Origin of the sequence: Bacillus sp. THAF10 (assembly GCF_009363695.1) — a bacterium.
Taxonomy (GTDB): Bacteria; Bacillota; Bacilli; order Bacillales; family Bacillaceae_I; genus Sutcliffiella_A.
Genome location: NZ_CP045403.1, coordinates 3865968 through 3890175 on the forward strand (window position 1 = coordinate 3865968; position 24208 = coordinate 3890175).

Consider the following 24208-nt stretch of genomic DNA (forward strand, 5'->3'; position numbering starts at 1 on the left):
CTTGGCTGATTAGGCTAGGCGGCTTTTTTATGTCAAGTTCATCTTGTCATATTCCCTCTTTTCCCATCATAGAATCAAGTAGCGTGACCAAAATACACCTAGGAAGAACGGCAAAGAAAGGGTTATTCATATACGGCTAGGCTTCGTTTAACCTTTAATTTGGAGTAGTATCTAGCTGTTGGTTGGAGCCATTTGCGGAAATCAACAGCGTTGTTCACCATTACTTACACGTTTTTGAGGAGGGAATGACAGAATGAATCAACCTTATTCACAGGCACCAGGTATTCCTTTTTCCATGGGGTACGGATCCGATCCTTACTCTTCGTATTACCGAAACATGCCGCAGCAATGGATGGGCGGCAACGGAAATGGCAATGGCTATCAAATGCAAAACCAAGGGCAAATGATGGGAATGAACGGAATGAGTGGGATGAATGGCCAGCAAAACAGCCAACAGATGCCTCCTCCTACCATTTCGGGAGGAACTGGTCAGGATATTCCAGGCATGCTACCGTTAGAGCAGTCCTATGTCGAAAATATTCTCCGTCTAAACCGCGGCAAGCTGGCAACGGTGTATATGACATTTGAAAATAACCGCGAATGGAATGCAAAAATTTTCAAAGGAATCATTGAAGCCGCAGGACGTGATCACCTGATTCTCAGTGACCCACAAACGGGCAAACGCTATCTCCTATTAATGGTTTACCTTGATTATATTACGTTTGATGAAGAGCTTGAATACGAATACCCTTTTAATAGCGCATTAACGCAGTACCAACCTCGTTAAAGGAAAAGGCTGTTTCGTAAACTTTAGATAAAACACGCGTAATCAACGTTGGTTGACGAAGATTTTAACTTTTAAAGATAGGAAAAGTCTTAACGCAGACTTTTTCCAGGTTTTTAGCAACAAACTTTTAAAAAAAGAGCCATATAAAAAAAGGCTGACTTTGCTGTTCAAAAAACAGTTAGTCAGCCTTTTTTTGTTTATCCTTTTACCGCTGCCACAATAATTAAAATCCAGCCAATAAGAAAAGCGACGCCGCCTAGCGGAGTGATGGCTCCAAGTATTTTTACCCCGGAAAGGGTTAGGACGTAAAGACTTCCTGAAAATAAAACAATTCCGATTAAGAATGTCCAGCCCGCTGTTGTTAATAGGCCGGTACTGCTAAAGCGGTCCATAAGTAGTGCCACGACAAACAGCCCGCCTGCATGAAACATCTGGTAGGTCACACCTGTTTTCCAAATTTCAATCATTCGCTCGGACACTTTTCCTTCCAGGCCGTGTGCACCAAAAGCCCCCAGTGCTACCGCAAGAAAGGCATTTACAGCTGCAAGTATAATAAATAAGTTCATAAAAGTGTTGCCACCCTTCATTTTTTGCTCATCATAATGGATTATATCTTATTGATAGGCTTGGACCAAACAGAAAGCCCCACCACTGAAAATGTATTTCGCGGTCGGGCACTCGTTATCTGGAATTCAAATAAATCTGCAACGCTTGTTTTAGCTCGTGTTCTCGTTTTTCCGTTTGTATATAATAATGATCGCCATTTATGTTAGATAGATAATTATGGTATCCTTGCGCTTCCAAGAATTCATTCACACTTGTGACGTCTTCTTTGTGAGAGAGCAAATTTTTTTGCCCAACAAAATCACCGTTCACATACACTTCATAACGATCATGGGAAAGCTTTGTGCCAGGATCAAAATAGCCATTCATAAAAGCTGCCATTCCGATTAGCGCTTCCTCATTACCACCAGGCATTTCAAACACCTCCATTACTTACTGGGGTGTTTATAGTTTCGGTAACCTTCTGTTTTTTAGTATGGTAAGTTGTGGTCAAAAATCAAATAACGAATCCCCATTTGCATCCTCCACATCCACCTTTTTTGTCGGAGGGTTGGCGACCTGAGGAGATTGATTTGGTACAGCATATTGAGGGGAAGGTGCTGTATAGCTTGAAGGCTTTAATGGACGGGCTTGCGCTCTCCCCTCACCTGCCTCTGCCTCTGAATCAAGCGCAAGCTCACACAACGATTTAATGGCAGCTAAATGCTCGCGTTTTTTGCCAACGTTGTTTGTATCGATGGCTCTTTCCAGCTCGGCTTCTAGTCGCTCAAGCACCTTGTTAAGGGTGATACTCATCGTCATCCCTCCTTTAGTAGTATGGTGAAATCATGAGGTACACGATAACACCAGTCAAACTTACGTACAACCATAGCGGCATCGTCCAGCGCGCAATTTTCCTATGGCGTTCTTTTTGCATGCTTAAGCCAGTTGCCAACGAATACAAGGCGAGCGGAACAATCACCACAGCTAACACAATATGAGTGAGTAGGATAAAAAAGTAAATCGACCGAATGATTCCCTCACCACCAAATGGTGTGGATTCTGTTAAGGAATGATACGTTACATAGGTAACGAGGAATAGCGTGGTGCTTGAAAAAGCAGCCAAAATAAAGCGCTTGTGCACGGTAATGTTCTTCTTTTTTATCGCAATGAGTGCACAAACTAGAAAGACAAAGGTAAAGCTATTGAAGATTGCGTTCATCATCGGTAGGAAGGTTAAATCTTTATCTGCTAATCCTTCGTATTGCGGAAGAAAGAATAGGATAACAACGATAGCGTTAATGGCGATAGAAATGCCTATGATCCAAGGCAAAAAATTAATCTTATTCATCGTGAACTCCTTTACACATAGTACCCGTTTTGGGTAGATTTTATCTGTGAATCCTTTGGTTCGTATTTTAGACAAGGGGCCCCGGAGGAACGGAAAACTGCCAAAGAAGGCAATTGGTTAGTTTTAAAGCCAAACGCCTTACATCCTTTGGGAAATTTCGCATCCCAGGTTACGTAATAATACTTGCAGGTTAAGCAATTAATACGCCTGTTCAATGCAGCTCACACCCCTTCTCTCGCTTGTTCACTCCCTATTTTACCACCATCGCACTCTCCTTCAAACAGAAAAACCTGTGAAGTATGGGCTCCACAGGTTTTTGTTCACGACTTATTCACGTTTATGGAATCAATAGTAGAAGTAAGGTCTTCTGCTGTATCCTTCACCATATCTACGGTAGATTTCATGCTATTTGACAGCTGGACTTGGCGATCAGCCGCATTCACTACTCCACCCATCTCTTCTGTTAGGACAGAGGAGGAGGATACCAATGAATGAACGGAATGGACAATTTCGTTCACACCAACGCTAATTTCTTCCATCGTTGCGGTAATGTGCTTTCCTTGCTCTAACAAACCACCACTCTGAACAGCAAGCTCTTGAAACAAGTCAGCGGACGCTTGGTTTTTCGTGTTTGTTTCTTTCATCATTTCTTTAAAAAGTAGGAACTTCTGCAAGACATCATTGGTGTCGTCTTGGATTTTACTCGTAATGCTGTTTATTTCCTTTGAAAAAAGCTCGGTTTGTCCAGATAGTTTTCTTATTTCGTCTGCTACCACCGCAAAGCCCTTCCCTGCAACTCCTGCTCTTGCGGCTTCTATGGACGCATTTAAAGCAAGAAGATTGGTTTGGGTGGTGATTTCGTTAATTCCTTTTAAGAAGTTCTCTGCTTCATCGATTTTTTCTTTAATTTTTGCAAATCGTTTTACCATCGTTTCTGTTTCGATGGAGGAGTGCTGCATAGTAGCCACCATTTGTTCGATGGAGGCAGCTCCTTTTTGAGACAACTGCTCCATGCCTTCAAGGTTTCGCTTCATTTCATCAACAATGCTGTAGATCTCCTGAGTAGAAGCAGAAGCCTGTTCAGTCACTGCGGAAATCGCCGCTGTTCCTTCATATTGAAGGGCAACTTTTTCTGTTACTTGCATGGAACGTTGCTTAATAATGGCTGATTCCGTTAAGTTTTCCTCTGCTGCCACTAAAAGCTCCTTCATCACAATTTGAAGACGATGATTTGCATTCAAGCTTCCTCTTAACAGTTCTTCAATATTCCCTGCCATTCCAGAAAGGGCTACTTCCATTTTGCCAAACTCATCGTCTCTCGGCTTTTTGCCTGCTTCAAAGGAAAACTCTCCTTGCTGATAAGCTGTGACTCGTTGGAGTACTTGGTTAACTCCTCTATTAAAGGAACGCCTGAAAAATAATAGGACAAAAATCGGAACGACTACTAGGAATGTTAAGGTTACAATCGTCCCTAATTGAATCGTTGCAAGCTTGCTTTGAATTCCCTGTCGATGTTTTTCGTTATATTCTTGCAAAAAGGTCATTCCACCTTCATTTGCGCGTTCAATTTGGTTGCGTGCCTTTGCGAGGTCTTCTGATGTGCTTATCCGCAGTTTATCCATATTGGCTGCATTAGAGAGGTCACTAATGATGTCGAACTGCTTTGACAATGTTTCATGTGAAACGACAAAATACTGCTTCCAAGGTGCTAATTCGTCAAATTCCTGAAAATACGGCTCGAAACCCTCTAGCTGCTTTTCCATTGACAGCAAATTTTCTTCTATTTTTGCGATATGTGTTTTGGAATAACCATTGGAAACAACGAAGTAAATGTCTGCCAAGGTTGTTTGATAGGAATGAACAAGCTGGAAATAGTCCTCGTTTAGCTTCGTTGTTTCCTCCATTTCCTTTATTCCACGTTGGATTTGCATTCCTGAAAACAAAATAATGATCGATGCGCAAAGCCCAATTACCCCGATTAAGCCAATTAATAGTAATAGCTTTTTTCTCATACTCCCCATGTTTCTTTCCCCCTCCAATTTGAAGCCAAGCTAAACGCAAGTTCGTGAAACCGTTTGCACAAAATGGCACACTCTTTCTCTCTCTTCTTTTTATTTCGGCATAATTTAGCACGACTTTAGGCATCAAAATAAAAAAAGAGAGGAATGCCCTCTCTCTTTTTACAAGTTCTGTTTGTTCTCTTTATTTAGCAACAGTTGCTTTAGCTCTGCAATTTCATCCGTTATTTTTGCCAATTCTTGTTTACTAATCTCGATTTTTTCTTCTTTCGTTTCTTCCTCTTTTGCCTCTTGAATATTGTTTAGGATCTCCCCAACAATTAAGTTCAAGACGATAAATGTTCCTACTAAAATGAAGGAAACAAAGTAAATCCATGATAGCGGACTTTCTGCAAAAATTGGACGGAAAATTCCGCTTGCCCAAGATTCTAACGTGATTACTTGAAACAATGAAACTAATGCTAGGTGGAGTGAACCAAAATATTCTGGTGAAATCTCCCCATACAGGAGCACGCCTAACACGGCATAAACATAAAAAACTAACGATAATAGCAGCATGATGGTGCCAAGGGACGGGATTGTTTTTAAAAAGGCCGATACGAGCCTTTGTAAGGATGGAACAACCGTGACCGCACGTAATACCCTCAATACCCTTAAAATTCGGATAGCCGAGATAAAATAGGTTCCACTGAAAAATAGCACACCAGCAACAATCACAAAGTCAAAAATGTTCCATCTGCTGCGGAAAAAATGATGTATTTTCCGTTCAGCGAGCATTCGTAGGATAATTTCAATCGTGAAAAACCATAAGAAAAATACTTCAAAAACATGAATGATGGCAGCATGTTCTTCTTTAAGGGCTGGGTAGGTTTCCACCCCAATTAAAATGGCATTGAGTAAAATAACAAACATTACGGCGTTCATAAAATATTTATGGGCAACAATCGCCCGAATCGGTGATTTCCATGATTCCATTTGTGCTCTCCTCTTAAAACGCTTCACTTAAGGCGTTAATTTCCAATCTATCGGTTTTTCCTCTAATGACTTCAACGTTTCATTAATTGTTGAAAAAGGCTTGCTTCCAAAAAAGCCTTTTCGTGCTGAAAATGGGCTTGGATGTGGGCTTTTCAACACCACGTGCTGAGCGTTTGTAATTAGATTTTCTTTTTGCTCGGCATGCTTGCCCCATAGCACAAAAATGATCGGCTTCGCTCTTTGGTTTAAGGTACGGATGACTTCATCGGTGAAAGTCTCCCACCCTTGCCCTTTATGTGAGTTCGGCCGGCTTTCGCGGACAGTTAAAACCGTATTTAATAATAGCACACCTTGCTCTGCCCACTCCATTAAAAATCCATGAGAAACGGGAGCAATTCCAACATCATTTTGGAGCTCCGTATAGATGTTTCTTAGCGAGGGAGGGATTTTGTTTCCTTTTTGAACGGAAAAACTCATTCCATGCGCCTGATTTTTTCCGTGATAAGGGTCCTGTCCAAGGATAACCACCTTTACTGCCTGGTATGGGACCACGTTAAATGCTGAAAAAATATTTTCTTTTTCCGGATAAATTTGCTCTGTAGCATACTCGTGATCTAAAAAAGTCATCAATCTTTTCATGTAATCCTTATCCGCTTCTTGCTTCCATAAGGCGTTCCACGTTTCACACCTGTTTCTCACTTTAAATCCTCCGTTCTTTCCTTGCTCTCCTTTCACTTTATCATAGAGATAGGTTTTGAGCATGCATGGTTTTTGCTGTATTTTTTCATACTAACGTCGAGCCTATCATTCAGAGTTTATCGAATAGATATGATATAGTGGTACGTAACTATTTTTTCGATTGAATTCTGTACCAGTTACCGCTAAAATTAAGTACTTGGGTAGACTATTTCTTAAATGTTCTATACTTTATATAAAATTTTTACATAATTATGCAACTTATTCCTTTTAATAGGCAAACACATTTAGAAGAATAGACATAAAGCGAGGTTCTTACTGTGAGTAAAAAAGAAAATCCGACTTCTTTAATCGTCATTTTCGGGGCAACAGGAGATTTGGCAAAGCGCAAGCTATATCCTTCCATCTATCGTCTTTACAAGAGCGGTAGCATTTCTGAAAACTTTGCTGTCGTTGGGGTGGCAAGACGCCCTCTTAGCAATGACGAGTTTCGCAGCAACGTTCAAAAATCGGTTCAGGGTGTAGCAAATGGAGCTGACCATGCAGAGGAGTTCAGCTCTCACTTCTACTATCATCCTTTTGACGTGACAAGCAGCGATTCCTATCAGCAATTGAAGGACTTATTGAATTCCCTTGATTCCGAGTACACTACAAACGGCAATCGCATTTTCTATCTTGCTATGGCGCCAGAATTCTTTGGAACGATTGCGTCTAACTTAAAGGCAGAAGGACTAACCGACACAGATGGCTGGAAACGTCTGGTCATTGAGAAACCATTCGGCCATAACCTCCCTTCTGCAAAGGAATTGAATGCAGAAATTAGAGAGGCATTTCAGGAATCCGAAATCTATCGTATTGACCACTATTTAGGAAAAGAAATGGTGCAAAATATCGAGGTTATTCGCTTTGCAAACGCCCTGTTCGAGCCGTTATGGAACAATCGTTATATCTCAAATATCCAGATTACTTCTAGTGAAGTCCTTGGTGTGGAGGATCGTGGCCGCTATTACGAAACATCCGGTGCCCTGCGTGATATGGTCCAAAACCACATGCTGCAAATGGTTGCCCTCCTTGCAATGGAGCCGCCAATCAAACTGAATCCAGAAGAAATCCGCAGCGAAAAGGTGAAGGTTCTGCGCGCCATGCGTAAAATCGGACCTGAGGATGTCGAGGATTATTTTATCCGTGGTCAATACGGAGCAGGAATTGCCGAGGGTGAACAGGTACAAGCATACCGCGATGAAAATTCGGTCGATTCTAACTCCAACACAGAAACATTTGTCGCTGGAAAATTATTAATCGATAATTTCCGCTGGGCTGGTGTACCGATTTACATCCGTACCGGAAAACGCATGAGCGAAAAATCCACAAAAGTCGTGGTCCAATTTAAGGACATTCCGATGAACCTTTATTACAACCGCGGGGAAAAAGTCGATCCAAACCTTCTGGTTATCAACATTCAACCAGAGGAAGGCATCACCTTGCATTTAAATGCGAAAAAATCGGGTAAGGATATCACAACGACCCCTATCCGCTTAGACTATACGAACAATTGCATCGACGGCATTAACACACCAGAAGCATACGAGCGCCTTCTTTATGATGCGATGCGCGGCGATATGACCAACTTCACGCATTGGGATGAAGTGGCGCTATCCTGGAGCTTCATTGACGAAATTTCAAAAGCATGGGAGAACACACGCGCCTTTGACTTCCCTAATTACGAAGCAGGCTCCATGGGACCAAAACAAGCCGATGAGCTACTTTACAAAGATGGCTTCCACTGGTGGCCGTTGTAAGACAAGCTATTTTGACTAGAATGCCGAAAGGAGCTTTTTCTAATGAAAGTTTATGATGTATCATCCCCCATCTACACAGGAATGCCTGTGTATAAAAACAAACCAGAAAAGCAACCGTCTCAAGAAACAGTCACAAACGGCTATGTAACTGAAACCCGGTTGAACATTGATGTTCATACTGGCACACATGTGGATGCACCTCTACACATGATTGTGGACGGCGAAACGATTGAAACACTTCCGCTTGAAAAATTAGTGGGACCTTGCAAGGTGTTCGATCTAACCGCTGTCGAGGACCGTATCACAGTCGAGGACATCAAGCACTTAGACATTCAAAAAGACGATTTCCTATTATTCAAAACGAAAAATTCCTTTGACGAGGAATTCAACTTTGATTTTGTCTTTGTTGCAGAGGATGCCGCGAAATACTTAGCGGAGATCGGCGTAAGCGGTGTTGGCGTTGATGCGCTTGGAATTGAACGCAGCCAAGAAGGGCATCCAACACATAAAACCCTTTTTAATAACAATGTCATCATCATCGAAGGCTTGCGTTTGAAGGATATTGCTGAAGGTGAGTACATTATGTGTGCTGCCCCGTTGAAATTGAGCGGCGTGGACGCATCACCTGCACGAATTGTGTTAATGGATATGAAATAAAATGGATGTTGGCCTCTCCTACCCGGAGGGGCTTTTTTTGATGGGTTGGGGGTGTGCTGGGTGTGCGGCGGTTGGTATTTCAGCCGGAATCGTGATTATTCAGCCGGAATTTGGTTTTTTCAGCCAAAAACGTAATTAATTCAGCCACTTTGCACCTTCATTCAGCCACAATACAAATTCCGACAAAGTTCGTCACCTCTCAAGCTCCAACCCACCCTGCTTGCTCCCTTTTCCCAAACATTCCACCACCCATCCCAACCAAAAAAACAAACAAAAAAACCAACCCCAGCCGCAAAGCAGCCAAAGGTTGGTCCATCATAATCCATTTTTTATTTCATCCACTCTGTATGGAAAATACCTTCCTTGTCCACGCGCTGATACGTGTGGGCACCGAAGTAGTCACGTTGCGCTTGGATTAAGTTTGCTGGCAACGTCTCAGAACGGTAGCTGTCATAGTAAGCTAACGCGCTTGAGAAGGATGGCACTGGTACTCCATGCTGAATAGCCACACCAAGAATCTCGCGCAAACCACCTTGGTAGCTCTCGACGATTTCCTTGAAGTACGGATCCAACAATAGGTTCGCAAGGCCAGCTTCACGGTCGTACGCTTCCTTAATTTTTTGCAAGAATTGGGCACGAATGATGCAGCCGCCACGGAAAATCATTGCGATCTCGCCGTACTTAAGGTCCCATCCGTACTCTTCTGATGCTGCACGAAGCTGTGCAAAGCCTTGTGCATAAGAACAAATTTTACTCATATAAAGGGCTTTTCGGACGCTTTCAATAAATGCGTCGCGATCACCAGTGAATCCAACAGCCTCAGGGCCACGGAGGATGCCACTTGCCTTCACACGCTCTTCCTTCATTGCTGAAATGAAGCGGGCAAACACGGATTCTGTGATGATAGGAAGTGGTACACCTAGATCTAACGCGCTTTTACTTGTCCATTTACCCGTTCCTTTTTGTCCTGCTGTATCTAAGATAACATCCACAAGTGGCTTGCCAGTTTCCTCGTCCACCTTCGTGAAGATGTCTGCTGTGATTTCAATTAGGTAGCTGTCGAGCTCGCCTTTGTTCCACTCTGCAAATACTTCGTGTAGCTCAGCTGCAGATAAACCAAGTACGTTTTTCAACAGGTAATAGGCTTCACTGATCAGCTGCATGTCGCCATATTCGATACCGTTGTGCACCATTTTTACATAATGGCCAGCACCGTCTGGACCGATGTACGTGCAGCATGCATCGCCTTCCACTTTTGCAGAGATGCTTGTTAAAATGTCTTCCACTAGTTCATAGGCTTCTTTTTGTCCGCCAGGCATGATGGAAGGACCCTTCAACGCTCCTTCTTCCCCACCGGAAACTCCTGTCCCAATAAAGTTCAATCCAAGCTCACCAAGCTCTTTATTGCGACGAATCGTATCTGTATAAAGCGTGTTACCACCGTCAATCAGAATATCTCCTTTATCGAGATACGGCTTTAAAGAATCGATCGTTGCATCTGTTGCGGCTCCCGCTTTTACCATAAGTAAAATTTTGCGAGGAGATTCTAATGAGGAAACAAACTCCTCTATGCTATATGTACCTTTAAAATTGCGTCCTTCTGTTTCTTGCAGGAATTCTTCTGTTTTTTCTGGAGAGCGGTTAAAAACGGAAACAGAATAGCCTCTGCTTTCAATGTTCATTGCTAGGTTTTTCCCCATAACCGCAAGGCCGATTACTCCGATTTGCTGCTTTGCCATATTATAATAACTTCCTTTCTAAAAGGATATTTGTTAGAGAATAGTCCGCATTGAAAATACCATACAAACCCTAGTAGAATCAAGCTTTTCACCCTTTTTTCAAGGGTAAGCGTTTCCAAACATCTATCTTATTCTTTTCCTCTTTCGCCCATCACATACCGATTGGCCCATGCTTTTAGGTAATTTGTCCGAACAGCAAGAATGGAAACCATCATCGCACGAGAAATTTTGATTTTCTCTTCCTCCATAAATTCCGTTTTCGTTGCTAAGAACTTCGTAATTTCCTCTTTGATAGGTTCCTCTGACAAAAGCCCTTTGGAAATTAGCTTGTCATACGCAGTGGCATAGGCAGCATAGAATTGTACAGGGCTGATAATGTCATCCTCACGATTGACTGGATTGTTAAATACAGATCCGAGCACATTGCGTATAGCATCAAAATCAAGTAGTACCTTTAAATCCTTCACGATAAAAAGAATGGCAACCTGTTGAATGGAATATTTTCTTCCAACCTGGGGTGGACCAATATACTCTTTAATTTCTCGTTTCACCCAATTTTTCAAGGCCGGTTCTGTGTAATTGGCACTATCCATTTGATTTCCAAGCCAAACAATATTGGACATGGTTAATCCGATTTCTTCCTTTTTCCCTTTTGAAAAAAGACCCTGGAAGCTTTTCGGCATCGTTTCCCTTACTTCCACTGGAACTTTTCCAAGTATCATATTGCGTAATAACGATGCCATTTCCATTCTGCTGCAATCTTTTATCATGGCTCCTAAACACCTTCTTCATCCATCATTTCATGCATTAATAGTAATGTGGGAATATCATTTCGTCAAATTATGTCAGACACTTTTATTGAAAATTTAGGACATTGCATCTATAATAAAAGATAGCAAGATAGAGGTTCACAAGACCTCAAAACAATCAGGAGGAGAAACATGGCAAAGCGTATATTCTTTTTTATTTTAACGAACGTCCTTGTTTTAACTACAATATCCATCATTTTTATGGTAACAGGTGCCGGAAACTACATTGAAGATGGCGGCATTAACTTTGTCCAGCTGCTTATTTTCAGTGCGATCATCGGTTTCACAGGGTCATTTATTTCCTTATTAATGTCCCGCTGGATGGCGAAAAAAATGATGAATGTAAAAGTCATCGATCCAGATGGTCCAATGAACACTCAAGAACGCCAAATCGTAGAAATGGTTCACCGTATGTCCCGTGCTGCTGGCATTACAAAAATGCCTGAGGTTGGTATTTACTATTCCCCAGAGGTAAACGCATTTGCAACAGGACCTTCTAAAAATCGTTCCTTAGTTGCAGTATCTTCTGGTTTATTAGATGAAATGGACGAGGCAGCTGTTGAAGGTGTTATCGCCCATGAGGTAGCCCATATCGCGAATGGCGACATGGTAACAATGACGTTGCTTCAAGGTGTGGTCAATACATTCGTTGTGTTCCTTGCACGTATTGCAGCATTTGTTGTTTCTCGTTTTGTAAGAGAAGATATGGCACCGATTGTTCACTTTATCGCAATTATCGTGTTCCAAATTGCCTTCTCTATCCTTGGAAGCCTTGTTGTCTTCGCCTTCTCCCGTTATCGTGAATTCCACGCTGACCGCGGCGGTGCAGACCTGGCTGGAAAAGATAAGATGGTTCATGCCTTACGTTCTCTTCAAGCATACACAAATCGTGTGACAGACGAGCAAGACACGGCCATTGCTTCATTAAAAATTAACGGAAAACGCAAAAGCTCCCTGTTCTCTACGCACCCTGACTTAGGGGACCGTATTGCACGACTGGAAGCAAAGTAAAAAAGAGGTAGCCTCCGCTTCAACGGATGGCTACCTTTTTCTTTTTGTCCAGCTCCAGCTCCATGCGCCTGAGACTAGCAAAACGGGTGCAGGGGGCGTTTGAGCTTATGTCGCACTTCTTAATCCTTTTGAAATCAATGTTAATAGGAATACAAAGATTGCTGCTCCAATGATGGCTGGTACAATGGCGAAATCAGCAATAACTGGTCCCCATGAACCAAATAATCCGTGTCCAATCCAGGCTCCGACAAGTCCCGCAATCATTGCGCCAAGGATTCCACCAGGCATGCCTCCAGGAGCAATGGCACTTCCAATCATTCCGATTACAATTGCTATTATAATAGTAATTAACAGTCCTAACATGGTGATTCCTCCTCAATTTTTTGTAATTGTACGATTGCTTACAGAGTATATTTCCGCTCTGATGGGTTTTTAAACTTTTGGGGATTTTTGGGGGCTGCTCGGGCTCCAACTCAGGGGGGCGGACGGGCGGGCGAAATTTGTCTATGAATGTCGAATGGCATTTATCTGTGCCCAGATGGACAAATAAATGCCAAAGTGGCTTAATTATTTGGAAAGTGGATCAATAATTGAAAAGTTAGACAGAAAAAACAAAAGTTGGACAAATTATCACCGCTCACCACCTCCCCCCTCACAAAAAGCCCCCCACTTTCAAAATATTTCTATCTGCCCCCATTCGGTTTTTGTTATATTAAAAGAAAGCAAGTACACAAAGCATGGAAAGGGGCTAGAATATGGCAGATTTACAGGATTCTATCGTCATTGCAAGGCCGGTCGAAGAGGTTTTCTCCTTTGCATCGAATCTCGAAAATGCCACGAAAGTGATGGAAAATGTGGTGGCTATTGAAAAATTAACGGAAGGGCCAATCCAAGTTGGATCTCAATTCAAGGAAACCCGTGAAATAAGAGGAAGAAAAGCGTCTTATGTGATGGAATTTACTGAGTTTGAGTCTAACAAACGATATTCCGTAAAAAGTGAATCAAATGGCTTAACGGTTGTGTATCACTATGATTTTAAGCCAACAGTAGAAGGCGGAACGAAAATCAACTTTCATGGTGATATCCACACGAGCGGCTTTATGATGAAGCTGACAAAGCCAATTATCCGCAGAATTTTAAAGAAAGAAGACGCTGATCACCTTCCACAGTTGAAACGACTGCTTGAGGGAACCGCTGAACCTTCTGAAATAAAGTAACCGGGCGCAATGTTGGCCCGGTTTTGCCTATATTATCAAGGAGAATGTCTATGAAAAAGATAACAATCGCTTTTTTACTTTCCTGTATTATTTTTGCAATTATGATTCCCGCCTTTCCTACTCTCATATCGAATCTCCATCCGATTGTACTTCCGGTGTTGTTTCTCTATATTTTTGTTGTCACGCTTACCATCTATTTAGTTGTTAGAGGGCAAACAATTTCTATTCCGAGCTGGAGCTATTACGGATTCTTTGTCTTGTATACTCTTGGTTTAATCGTCCTTTTATTTTTGCGTCCGAACGAGCAATTTTATGGGTCTTATAATATCATGCCTTTGGATACGATTTTTTTCTATTTTTCTGGTCGGGTTCATTGGTTTGTTGCCTTTTACAATCTTGCTGCCAATATTGTATTGTTTATTCCATTTGGTGTGTTGCTACGGTTTAAAGGCTTTACCCTCATGAATTTGATCCTGCTGCCTTTTTTAGTGATCTCGTTGGTTGAGGTAGGCCAATATGTAACAAATAGAGGGAGCCTGGATGTGGATGACCTTTTATTGAATGTGATTGGTTTTTATATTGGTTATCTTCTGTATCCGTTGTTTCGGAGGGTTTTTCTCGTGAGATAGATGGGAGGATGCCACTCAGGTTTCGGCGAGATCGGGGTGCTTATCGGCGAGCATGCAACCAATATCGGCGAATGTGGCTGTTCATCGGCAGAAATCACCTGCTTATCAGCAAAAAGCATGCATTTTATCGGTAAAACCCCCCTCCCTTATCGGCAAAAAAAGAAGCTCCCAGTCGTTCTGGAAGCTTCTTCCTCTTTTTTTATCTATCGGACTTGTCTTTCTTCCTTTTCTTCTCTTTCACATCCTCAAGCAATATAGCATTCGCTAATAGGCGGTAGCTGTGCTCGGTGTGGGCACGGAACAGAAGGTCATTGGCAAAAAGAGTGATGTTTGCGTCGTGATCTAGGGGTGATGTGATGGCCCAGACCTGTCCTTTCACCTTTTCTTTTCCTGGCCACCAGCCGGCAACGAAGTAATCTTCCGCATCTGAAACCTCAATTAATGTATCCGCTCCCTCTGGTACACCGGTGATCCAGGAGCCGGTTGTTCCATAAAAGATTTCCTCTGCACCATAACCCGCGGTCACGAATGAATCATTTTTAACGGTTGTTTTTAACAGACCTTCATGGCTGAAGTTTGTCCGCTCAAAATCAAAGCCTTCTAATAGCTCGCTTTGTTTTACGGCCTGAAGTGCGCGGCCGCCTATTCCGATATAGGAGGTCCCCTCAGTAATCTTTTCTTTGTCCACTCGGCCGGAATCATCGACAATGACGTCAGCCTCTTCCACGCTCGTAATCTCAAAGCCTAGCTGCTCGATGACAAAACGGCTTGCTCCGCTACCAACAACGGCGACTTTCGACATTCCTGATAGCTTGTCTATTTTTGCTTTCTTTTTTAATGGACCAACTTCAAGATAATAGGTATCTTTTATTCGTTGTAAGTCTTTGCGGTGAACCACGTAATCTCCTTTGCTGTAGCCTTTCCCGTCAGAGGTTGTTACTCCCACTTTCTTTCCTGCACGAAGAAGCTCGTTGACCGCTTTGATTGTTTCATTGTTACTATTTTTTAACACGTAATGTCCGCGTTTGCCATCCATGCTAGTGGTTGGGTATTCTGCATCCTCTACTTCAGAGGTAGCATTCGCAAAGGCATCTTCAGCGGAACGAATTTCTTCTACTGTAAAACCGCGAAGGTCTGGGAAGTTAATCGCAATGGTATCATACATCGCATTCCAGTCAGATATGTCATCACCTTCATAGAGGACAGCATTGGCAAATCCACGTTTTGCTTGCTTCATTGGGACGATATAGGTTCCCTCTGGGTAGGTCACTCCATTTACTTCAACGGATGCAGTAGTTTTTTCCACCTTTACCCCATTGCGAAGAAGGTAGTCTACCATTTCCGCAGCTTCCCATTTGTTTTTTTGCTCATCATTCATCGGTAGCACGTAATAGTCTGGGAAGAAGTTTTCGTTGTCGCCACGGTCACGGCCGATGGATTCTCCGTTTTGGTTTACAAGGTGTTCATCGACTGCACGGTTGTCTTCCCCTTCTACGCCACGTTTGAATAGCTCAAGCTGTTGCTTAAACAAATCATCTTTATTCTCCAGAACAAAGTTGGTGGCACCAAGGCCAGTATGAACCATCGCATACAGGGATTGCTGATTAAGTCCAGGAACTTCAATTGTGTGTCCTAAAGAGCCATGTAGCATGGAGTAGATGGCTGTGTACGCTGGTGTCATATCATCCCAGCCGTTTTCATAGTCCTCATAAGGGATGGCATACGTTTCATAATCAGAGTTTGCGACACCAGCGTCTCCCATCGCATGAGCCTGTTCAAGCATATTATCTATAAGCAGGTCATATTCAAAATTCGGGTTATGTGGCGGCGTGCATGGCTCGATTAAAAAGTCACTCACATAGCCATGCATGTCTAAAAAGGATAAAGGTGACCATTTAGCAATTTCTTCGGTGACATAGACAGACTCTTGTTGGGTTTGAAAGGCGTTATCCCTGTTCAAGTCAAAGCCGTTTAAATTTGCACGCGTGTTGTGAGCACGTCCATCTGGATTGTGGGTGAAGTTAAATAGGAAAATGACGTGATCCAATGCCTCTTCCACGTTCAACGTAATTTCCTCTTCTTCTCCTTCTGCATTTACTGTTTTAAAGGTGATTTCTTTCTCATGAGCAAGCTTTCGGAAAAGCTCCACCTGCGCGTCCACCCCTTCGACTTCATCTGGATGAATATTGTTAAACCAAATTGGAACCTGGTAATCCCCCATTGTTCCGTCTTCGATTTTTTTCAGGAGCTCTGCAGGGTTTTCAAGGGCGGTAGGGAGGATTTCGTTTAAGTATTTGTCGACGGCTTCCCTATTCTTTGCAAGCGTGACAAAATGGATGTCCCTCCCCTCATACGATTGTCCTAGTGACTTGTATTCTATGAATCTATCATTTTCAGCATTCGCAGCCTCTGTGATTTCATCCAGCTCAGGTTTTAGCTGTTCATAGGTTAAATATTCATCATAAACATTGTATGTAATTTCTTTCTTGAGAACCTCGTCAGATTCCGTGTTCTCCACTGCTAAATCATAGGTTCCGATAAATTCTGGGTATAGTACCCTAATGTTTCTTGGGGCAAGATTATCTGTTCCGAATAAAAGGCCAAATTCGAGGACAGCACGCACCGTTGTGGAATCTCCTTCATAGGTCGGAGCTTCTGCAAAGGTGATAAAGGGATCTCCTGTATAGTCTTTATCCTTTGTGCTGTATGTTTTCCAATCCTCAAACGGTTTGTCTCCAAAGGTCCACTCAAGGTTTTCGAGGGGGACTCGCTCGCTAAGGTCGAACCTGACCTCCATTTGTCTTGTTTCTGTCATGGAAACAGTTGAGATACTTGTTGATAGTTCGGCTTCTTTCGTCTGTACGATTGCTTGCGGACTAACCGCTTGTGCTGGTAATGCCAGAGCAAACATCATCCAGATCGCTAAGAAGGCGATAAAAGGCTTTCTCCAGTTCATCTCTCCAACTCCTCATCTTTTGTTCAGAGTTTTTAATTTCTGGCTATTATTACAAACCTTGTTGCTGTAGCGTATATTTAAAAAACCCGTAAGCAACGTTGTTGTCGTGCTCTATTCGTGAAGGGAGATTTAAACATGTTCCTAGGAAAAAGTCTAAAACCAGCCTTTTTCCTGGATAACAGCAACAACCTTATAGAAGATAGCCAAATAATAAAAATATTAAAAAAACTCCATACCTTGAACAATACTAGTCATTCGTAGTGCTTTAAAGGGACAAAGGAAACAATTGACTCTCCTACAAAAGCATGAAAAAGGACAGCCCGTGATGGACTGTCCTTCTTTTTGCCTAGATTTCTTCCAGGGGTCTACTTCTTTGCAAACCCTTGGCGGTGGATGAAATCTTTCATGTTCATTCTTTTCGGCTGACTTAGCATGTGGGCCATTTGGCTTGACCATGTGTCTGCTCGTTTTCCTTGTGTGCGTTCATGGTAATAGGCAGAGATTGTTTGGTTGTATTCCTCTAGTTGCTTTTTATAGGTGGTTTCGTCAGCTTGATAGCTCTCTTCATGATAAATGTGCTGATAAGGAAGTCGTGGTTTTATCGCAGTATCCTGGGCGGGATAACCTACTGCAAGACCAAAAAGCGGAATGGTGTTTGCAGGAAGATGCAGCAATTCTGTGACCTCTTTAATATTCGTACGCAGGCCGCCTATATAGCAGATGCCTAACCCAAGGGACTCTGCGGCAACTGTCGCATTTTGAGCCGCAAGGGCTGCATCAATGACGGCCACCATAAACTTTTCTGTACTTTCCACCGATTCTGTCACATCTTTGTTTTCCAGATCACCAATTAGGGTGTGACGGTGCAGGTCAGCACAAAACACGAAGAAATGACCATTTTCAGCAACATAGGGCTGGTTACCGGCAAGCTCTGCCAGCTTCTTTTTTGTTTCGATATTTTTTATACCAATGATGGAGTATGCCTGAATAAAGCTGGAGGTCGAAGCCGCTTGGGCACATTCCACGATTGTTTTGATTTGTTCTTCTGTTAGCGCCTTATCCTGAAATTTTCGGATAGAACGGTGGGATAGAAGCGTCTCAATCGTTGTGTTCATTTGTTGCCCTCCCTTTAGTTTTTCTTCATTTTACACATCAAGGAGGCTACTATGCCACTTTAAAGCTTAGGCTGGTTTCAATCCAGCCATTAGGAAGGTGATCGCCTCGTTTAGTTCCCTATCAAAGTCGAGGTCCTTTGAAAGAAAGCGCTTGGTGAGAATCGTTCCAGCGATCGTGGTGACAGTAAAACGGATGATCGTTTCTGGCGGTAATTCTTTTAGTTCCCCTTTTTTCTGGAAATGCGTGATGACCCTGATAAAATGAGGAAGTATTTCTTTTTGGAATAACTCCATAAAGGGCTTCTGAAACTCTTCATGAAAAGCCACTTCCTGAATGAAAATTTTTAAAATCGAGTAATGTTGCTTTAAAAATTCATAGCGGTTATAGGCAAATTTCCGTAGAAAGTCCTCATAGCTCTGATACTCTCTCTCGAATACCTCTTTTGAAAAAGCTTTTGCAAAATGAGGAGCAATAAACTTCACGATGGTTGGCGTCACGATCGATAGAAGGAGATCTTTTTTCGTTTTGTAATGGCGAAAAATGGTTCCTTCTGCCACCCCTGCTCTTTTGGCGATTTCATTTGTCGAGGTGTTAGCGTAGCCTTTCTCAGCAAACATTTCAATGGCTGCTTCTAGAATTTTTTGGTGTTTTTCGCTTAATTTCTTTTCCACTTTCTCTGTCATACAAACTCCTTTCCTGTTTCATGACTTAAGTTGGGCGATATTTTTTTAACGCTCTAATATTTAATAGGATAAATAATAGGGAAAAGGCTGCAAGCAATAGTAAGCTGCCATAGACATCCTGTATTCCTTTTCCTCTTATCATAATATCCTTCATTGCTGCACCTGCATAGGTCAAAGGCATTCCGAGGCTAAGCTTTTGAAGCCATTGTGGCATGCCATCCATGGAAAACAATCCCGAAAAGAACACTTGTGGAACAACAATAAGCGGGATAAATTGAATCATTTGCAGCTCATTCCGCGCAAAAGCAGAAAGTAACGTCCCAAGGGACAAAGCTGTAATGGCGACCGTAAATGTCACAACAAGGACCGCCCCAAAGGTGCCAGCCATTTGAATATCCAAGATGTAAATCGCATAAAGGACAATGATGCTTGACTGTAATAGGGTGAAGATCCCAAAGCCTCCAATATAACCTAGGACTAGCTCCCAGCGCTTGATTGGGGTGGCCATTAATCGCTCCAATGTACCTGTTGTTCGCTCTCGAAGAAAGGAAACGCCTGCAATTAAAAAGACAAAAAAGAACACAAAGAAGGCGATCAAAAACGGACCTGTATTATCAAACATTTCCATAGAATCCGATCCATATGCGTATTCCACTTCCATATTGGCCATCACTTCTTTTTCTTGAGCAGGCATCGATTGGATTCGCTCTAGCAACTGCAGTACTGCTCGGTTAATGGCAGGGTCGCTTCCTTCTAACACTAGCTTGTCAGGTTGATAGTAAGCATCAAGTGTTCCTTCCTCCACCAATTCCTTTCCTTCTTTCTCGTCTTTAAGGATAGTCGTTTGAATCTCTTGTGCCTCCAGCTTATCCTGCAAAAATTTACTTTCCTCCGTAAGTCCTATATGCAGCTCTAGTTCACTTTCCCCCAACACGACATGTAACAGAGTTAGTATTAACATTGGTGCGACAATCATTAGTCCTAATGTTCGTTTATCTCTAAAAAATTGCCGTAGGATTCGTTTCATTACTGCTAGTATTCTCATATGGTAGCACCTCCATAAACTAAGAAGGCTTCTTCCATAGAGGATGCCCCCGTTTTATTCATAAGCTCCTGCTCTCTGCCAACTGCAAGAATCCTGCCGTCTCGCAGCATAGCAAGTCGGTCACATTTTTGGGCTTCATCCATGACATGTGTGGTAATTATTACGGTCGTTCCTCGTTCACTCAAACTCTTCAACTCTTTCCAAATCGACTGCCTGAGGAGAGGATCTATGCCGACAGTTGGCTCATCTAAAATGAGGATTTCCGGCTGATGCAAGAGAGCAATGGCGAGCGACAGTCTTCTCTTCATGCCACCGGAGTATTTTTGGACTGGTTTCTCGAGATGCTCTGAGAGATTTACAAGGTTCATTACTTCCTCGATTCTCTCTTTTTGCCGTTTTCCGGTTACGTTGTACAAGGTTGCAAAAAATGCTAGATTTTCATGTGCGGTCAAGTCCAGGTAAAGTGCATCTGATTGAGCCATGTAGCCAATATTTTCGGTAAGCTTTAGGCTGGGCATCTTCACGTCATTTACCTTCACATCCCCACTGTTTATGGATTGAAGTCCTGCTATTGCTTTTACTAGTGTTGTTTTACCGGCCCCTGATGGTCCTAATAGACCAAAAACCTCCCCTTTCTTAACCGTTAAATCAATATCTTGGAGCACGTTGGTTTTACCAAAAGAGATGCTGAGGTTTTGAACCGAAATGATGGAATCTGTCATGTGAAGCCTCCTTTTTCATTTAGTGAGTGATTACTCACTTTTTTCTTATCGTAATGGTAGAGCAGGCTCTTTGTCAATGGCATTTTTGTAAAAGTGTAAATGTTTAGAGATAGGGAATGATATAACAACAGCTGAATTCATAGAGAGATAGGGGAGAAAAGACGTTGAGGAAACTTGATATTGTATTTTGGTTTTCAGCCATTGTTGTGGCAATGTTAGTGGTCATTGGGGCGGTTGCTCCTAAAGCTTTCGGTGCAACGGCAACAAAGTTATTTGATTTTACTACATACGCTTTTGGTTGGTTTTATTTATTATCCGTCCTGCTTTTTGTGATTTTTTGTATTGGGATCGCTTTGACGAAGTACGGAAAGATTCGTTTAGGAAGGGATGACGATCGTCCGGAATTTCCTTTCTTCACATGGATAGGGATGCTCTTTAGCGCCGGGTTTGGTGTGGGGCTTGTGTTTTGGGGAATTGCAGAGCCAATGAGTCATTTTTATACTCCGCCAAGTGAAACTGTAGACGCTTTGGGAGAGAGCGCTGCAAGATTATCGATGCAATATTCCTTTTTTCATTGGGGAGTTAGTCAGTGGTCGGTCTTTACGATCGTTGGACTGGCAATTGGCTATTTTCAGTTCCGAAAAAATGAGGATGGCTTAATTTCCACTACGCTAAAGCCAATACTTGGAGAAAAAAAGCACGCGTACATACGTAAGCCTATTGATATTCTTGCTGTTATCGCCACGGTGATGGGGGTAGCAACCTCCCTTGGGCTTGGAATTCTCCAGATAAATGGTGGGCTCCATGTGGTTTTTGATATACCGAATAACGCGGTCGTTCAGCTGATTATCATTGCTGTTTTACTTGTTTTGTATTTGGCATCAACCACAACAGGAATCGAGCGTGGAATCAAGTATTTAAGTAATTTGAATTTAGCACTGGCACTGTTGCTGATGGTATTTGTGTTTTTTGCTGGTCCAACGGTCTTTATTTTAAATACTTTTACACTTGGAATTGGAGACTATATTTCCAATTTTATTAATACTAGCTTGCGCCTCACTCCCTATCAAGGAGGGACGTGGGTGCGAGATTGGACAATTTTCTATTGGGCATGGGCCATTGCCTGGTCGCCGTTTGTTGGTGCGTTCATTGCGAGAGTTTCAAGAGGCCGGACAATTCGGGAGTTTGTGTTTGGCGTACTCATTGTTCCTCCCGTGATTGCTCTGCTCTGGATTGCTGTGTTTGGTGGCACAGCCATTCATTTTGATTTGTTTGGCGGAACGGAGATTGCACAGGCAGTAAATGATGATATCACCTCTGCCCTATTTGCTACCTTTGCCGAGCTTCCATTTAGCTTTTTATTATCGATTGTGTCGATCCTATTAATTTTCACCTTTTTGATTACTTCAGCCGATTCGGCCACCTACATTCTAGGAACGATGACATCTGGCGGCAGACTTACTCCACCACTTGGCTTACGTATTATCTGGGGTACATTAATGGCTGCGATTGCCGCGGTCCTTCTAATGGCTAGTGGGTTGGAGGGGTTACAAACCGCTTCCCTTGTGTCCGCCCTGCCATTTACGTTGATCTTACTCCTTATTTGCTATTCCATGATTCGCTCTGTGCGGCGAGAGCCAGGGCTACAACGAAAAAAGAAAATGTAACAGCTTAAACCGACCGGGAGTTAGGAATCCGGTCGGTTTTTTTATGACGCTCTTTTCTTAAAGATTGTTGCTAAAACCTAAGAAAAAGTTGGCTTTTAAGACTTTTTCCAATCTTTCTGCGAAGATAAATTGCGACATGTTTAAAACTACCTCCACGAAAAGAGCACGACAGCAACGTTGATTACGGGTGTCTTAACAATCCGCAGTAGCAACAAAGTATGCGAAAACAGCCTTCTATGAACATATAATTCCATTTTTGCCACCGATGAACGCTTCTCTGAATAGCAGGAAAAAACATGGTAGTATCGAAGTCTATAAGGGGATGGGGTTATTTCGACAAAATTCTGACTTAGGGGGGCGTTTATGTGAAAGCTATTATTTCATTTTTTAATCGCATCATGCAGCGTTATTTGCCTGATCCGTTTCTTTTTGTCATCATTTTAACGCTTGTGGTGTTTGGGCTTGGCCTTATTTTTACCGAAAGCGGACCAAAAGAGATGGTTCAGTTTTGGGGTGGTGGCTTTTGGGGATTGCTGGAATTCTCGATGCAAATGGTGCTCGTTCTAGTCACAGGGCATGTACTAGCAAGCAGCCCGATTTTTAAAAGGTTTCTAGGCTCGTTAGCGTCTACCGCTAAATCACCTGGCTCTGCGATCATCATTGTTACCGTAGTGTCCATTATTGCAAGCTGGATTAACTGGGGCTTTGGCCTTGTTATCGGCGCGCTTTTTGCAAAAGAATTAGCAAAACGTGTAGATAATGTAGATTATCGGCTATTAATTGCAAGCGCATACAGTGGCTTCCTCGTATGGCATGGTGGTTTCTCAGGATCCATCCCGCTAACCATTGCAACAGAGGGTCACTTTTCTGAAGGGGTTATTGGTGTAATCTCGACGGATCAAACCATTTTTTCCTCTTTTAACCTAATTATTCTCGGTGCGCTTTTTATTACCTTACCTGTCCTAAATCGTTTTTTAATGCCTGCAAAGGACGAGACTTTTACGGTCGATCCTGCACTACTTGAGGATTCTTCCACCATGCAGGCAGCAGCCTTGGATCGTGCCGAGATGACACCGGCAGAACGATTAGAGAATAGCTGGGTGCTTTCTGTTATTGTGTCTGGTATGGGTCTAATTTTCTTATTCTATTACTTTACAAGTAACGGTTTTAAGCTGAACTTAAATATCGTCAATTTTTTATTCTTGTTCCTAGGTATCTTGTTCCACTGGCGTCCGAAAAACTTCCTTGACGCTGTGGTGAACGCTGTGAAGGGATCAAGTGGAATTATTATTCAATTTCCGTTTTATGCTGGAATTATGGGAATGATGACGGGGTCTGGAGATGCTGGGCTGGCAGCGGTGATGTCTAAAGCGTTCGTTAGCATTTCCAATGAGCATACCTTCCATTTCTTTGCCTTTTTAAGTGCTGGAGTGGTAAACTTCTTCGTGCCTTCTGGTGGCGGGCAATGGGCAGTACAGGCACCAGTTATGCTAGATGCCGCTCAGACGATGGATGTTTCTTTTGCCAAAACAGCCCTCGCTGTATCTTGGGGTGATGCGTGGACGAACATGATTCAGCCATTCTGGGCATTACCAGCGTTGGCGATTGCCGGCCTAAAAGCCAAAGACATCATGGGCTTTTGTGTTATTGTTCTCTTTGTGAGCGGTGCCATCATTTCGCTCGCATTCTTGCTTTTATAATTTTTTGTATTTGGATTTAAATAGGCTTGTTGATGATAAAGTAACATCCAGCCGTAGATGTAGATTCCAGCGGGAAAGAAGCGATTGA

23 protein-coding genes are annotated in these 24208 nt (G+C 42.6%); 8 read left to right on the forward strand and 15 right to left on the reverse strand.

Going from position 1 to position 24208, the window contains the following annotated elements; genetic code table 11:
• The first annotated feature begins 253 nt into the window (after positions 1-253).
• Positions 254-787, forward strand: coding sequence for a spore coat protein GerQ (gerQ, locus tag FIU87_RS19735; RefSeq protein ID WP_152446161.1), 534 nt, complete (start codon positions 254-256; stop codon positions 785-787).
• Between the two features lie 197 nt (positions 788-984).
• Here gerQ and FIU87_RS19740 read toward each other — a convergent pair whose 3' ends face one another.
• The 7 genes from FIU87_RS19740 to FIU87_RS19775 all read right to left on the reverse strand — a co-directional run bounded on the left by FIU87_RS19740 (position 985) and on the right by FIU87_RS19775 (position 6436).
• Positions 985-1353, reverse strand: coding sequence for a DUF423 domain-containing protein (locus FIU87_RS19740; protein ID WP_152446162.1), 369 nt, complete (start codon positions 1351-1353; stop codon positions 985-987).
• A gap of 115 nt (positions 1354-1468) precedes the next feature.
• On the reverse strand, positions 1469-1765 hold the full coding sequence (locus tag FIU87_RS19745) for a hypothetical protein (RefSeq protein WP_152446163.1): 297 nt from the start codon (positions 1763-1765) through the stop codon (positions 1469-1471).
• A 75-nt stretch (positions 1766-1840) separates the two neighbouring features.
• A complete protein-coding gene (locus FIU87_RS19750) occupies positions 1841-2146 on the reverse strand; it encodes a YwdI family protein (RefSeq protein WP_152446164.1) in 306 nt (101 codons plus the stop codon).
• A gap of 13 nt (positions 2147-2159) precedes the next feature.
• Positions 2160-2681, reverse strand: a complete 522-nt coding sequence (locus tag FIU87_RS19755) for a DUF420 domain-containing protein (RefSeq protein ID WP_152446165.1) — start codon at positions 2679-2681, stop codon at positions 2160-2162.
• Positions 2682-3001: 320 nt separating this feature from the next.
• Positions 3002-4702: a methyl-accepting chemotaxis protein gene (locus tag FIU87_RS19765; protein ID WP_152446167.1), complete on the reverse strand. Its 1701-nt coding sequence runs from the start codon at positions 4700-4702 to the stop codon at positions 3002-3004.
• A 159-nt stretch (positions 4703-4861) separates the two neighbouring features.
• Positions 4862-5674 carry an ion transporter gene (locus FIU87_RS19770; RefSeq protein WP_152446168.1) on the reverse strand — a complete coding sequence of 271 codons (813 nt, stop codon included), beginning with the start codon at positions 5672-5674 and terminating at the stop codon, positions 4862-4864.
• Positions 5675-5701: 27 nt separating this feature from the next.
• A complete protein-coding gene (locus FIU87_RS19775) occupies positions 5702-6436 on the reverse strand; it encodes a uracil-DNA glycosylase (protein WP_152446169.1) in 735 nt (244 codons plus the stop codon).
• Between the two features lie 254 nt (positions 6437-6690).
• Here FIU87_RS19775 and zwf point away from each other — a divergent pair, with 254 nt between their 5' ends.
• Positions 6691-8169, forward strand: coding sequence for a glucose-6-phosphate dehydrogenase (gene zwf / locus FIU87_RS19780; RefSeq protein ID WP_152446170.1), 1479 nt, complete (start codon positions 6691-6693; stop codon positions 8167-8169).
• A 42-nt stretch (positions 8170-8211) separates the two neighbouring features.
• On the forward strand, positions 8212-8826 hold the full coding sequence (locus tag FIU87_RS19785) for a cyclase family protein (RefSeq protein ID WP_152446171.1): 615 nt from the start codon (positions 8212-8214) through the stop codon (positions 8824-8826).
• A gap of 329 nt (positions 8827-9155) precedes the next feature.
• On the opposite strand, the gene gndA is transcribed toward FIU87_RS19785, so the two are convergent.
• Both gndA and FIU87_RS19795 read right to left on the reverse strand, forming a co-directional pair.
• The gene (gene gndA, locus FIU87_RS19790) at positions 9156-10565 is read right to left on the reverse strand and encodes an NADP-dependent phosphogluconate dehydrogenase (RefSeq protein ID WP_152446172.1); all 1410 of its coding nucleotides are present in this window, start codon (positions 10563-10565) and stop codon (positions 9156-9158) included.
• Positions 10566-10693: 128 nt separating this feature from the next.
• Positions 10694-11335, reverse strand: coding sequence for a DUF1836 domain-containing protein (locus FIU87_RS19795; protein WP_152446173.1), 642 nt, complete (start codon positions 11333-11335; stop codon positions 10694-10696).
• Between the two features lie 171 nt (positions 11336-11506).
• Between FIU87_RS19795 and htpX the strand changes: the two genes are divergently transcribed.
• Positions 11507-12385: a protease HtpX gene (gene htpX / locus FIU87_RS19800; protein ID WP_152446174.1), complete on the forward strand. Its 879-nt coding sequence runs from the start codon at positions 11507-11509 to the stop codon at positions 12383-12385.
• A gap of 105 nt (positions 12386-12490) precedes the next feature.
• Here htpX and FIU87_RS19805 read toward each other — a convergent pair whose 3' ends face one another.
• Positions 12491-12748, reverse strand: coding sequence for a GlsB/YeaQ/YmgE family stress response membrane protein (locus FIU87_RS19805; RefSeq protein WP_152446175.1), 258 nt, complete (start codon positions 12746-12748; stop codon positions 12491-12493).
• A 392-nt stretch (positions 12749-13140) separates the two neighbouring features.
• Between FIU87_RS19805 and FIU87_RS19810 the strand changes: the two genes are divergently transcribed.
• A complete protein-coding gene (locus FIU87_RS19810) occupies positions 13141-13602 on the forward strand; it encodes an SRPBCC family protein (RefSeq protein WP_152446176.1) in 462 nt (153 codons plus the stop codon).
• Positions 13603-13652: 50 nt separating this feature from the next.
• Positions 13653-14231: a VanZ family protein gene (locus tag FIU87_RS19815; RefSeq protein ID WP_172971131.1), complete on the forward strand. Its 579-nt coding sequence runs from the start codon at positions 13653-13655 to the stop codon at positions 14229-14231.
• Between the two features lie 199 nt (positions 14232-14430).
• Here the strand turns inward: FIU87_RS19815 and FIU87_RS19820 are convergent, their stop codons facing one another.
• From FIU87_RS19820 to ccmA, 5 genes are all read right to left on the reverse strand, one after another.
• Positions 14431-17187, reverse strand: a complete 2757-nt coding sequence (locus FIU87_RS19820) for a M14 family metallopeptidase (RefSeq protein WP_152446178.1) — start codon at positions 17185-17187, stop codon at positions 14431-14433.
• Positions 17188-17552: 365 nt separating this feature from the next.
• On the reverse strand, positions 17553-18302 hold the full coding sequence (gene nfsA, locus FIU87_RS19825; RefSeq protein ID WP_152446179.1) for an oxygen-insensitive NADPH nitroreductase: 750 nt from the start codon (positions 18300-18302) through the stop codon (positions 17553-17555).
• Between the two features lie 66 nt (positions 18303-18368).
• The gene (locus FIU87_RS19830) at positions 18369-18986 is read right to left on the reverse strand and encodes a TetR/AcrR family transcriptional regulator (protein ID WP_152446180.1); all 618 of its coding nucleotides are present in this window, start codon (positions 18984-18986) and stop codon (positions 18369-18371) included.
• A gap of 25 nt (positions 18987-19011) precedes the next feature.
• Entirely contained in the window at positions 19012-20031 is a 1020-nt protein-coding gene (locus FIU87_RS19835; RefSeq protein ID WP_152446181.1) for an ABC transporter permease, read from the reverse strand.
• Positions 20028-20753: a heme ABC exporter ATP-binding protein CcmA gene (gene ccmA / locus FIU87_RS19840; protein WP_152446182.1), complete on the reverse strand. Its 726-nt coding sequence runs from the start codon at positions 20751-20753 to the stop codon at positions 20028-20030. The genes FIU87_RS19835 and ccmA overlap by 4 nt, the downstream gene beginning before the upstream one ends.
• 164 nt (positions 20754-20917) lie before the next feature.
• On the opposite strand from ccmA, the gene FIU87_RS19845 reads away from it, so the two are divergent.
• Complete coding sequence (locus FIU87_RS19845) at positions 20918-22420, forward strand: glycine betaine uptake BCCT transporter (RefSeq protein WP_301538644.1); 1503 nt, start codon at positions 20918-20920, stop codon at positions 22418-22420.
• A 365-nt stretch (positions 22421-22785) separates the two neighbouring features.
• The gene (locus FIU87_RS19850) at positions 22786-24120 is read left to right on the forward strand and encodes a short-chain fatty acid transporter (RefSeq protein WP_152446183.1); all 1335 of its coding nucleotides are present in this window, start codon (positions 22786-22788) and stop codon (positions 24118-24120) included.
• Positions 24121-24208 lie beyond the last annotated feature (88 nt).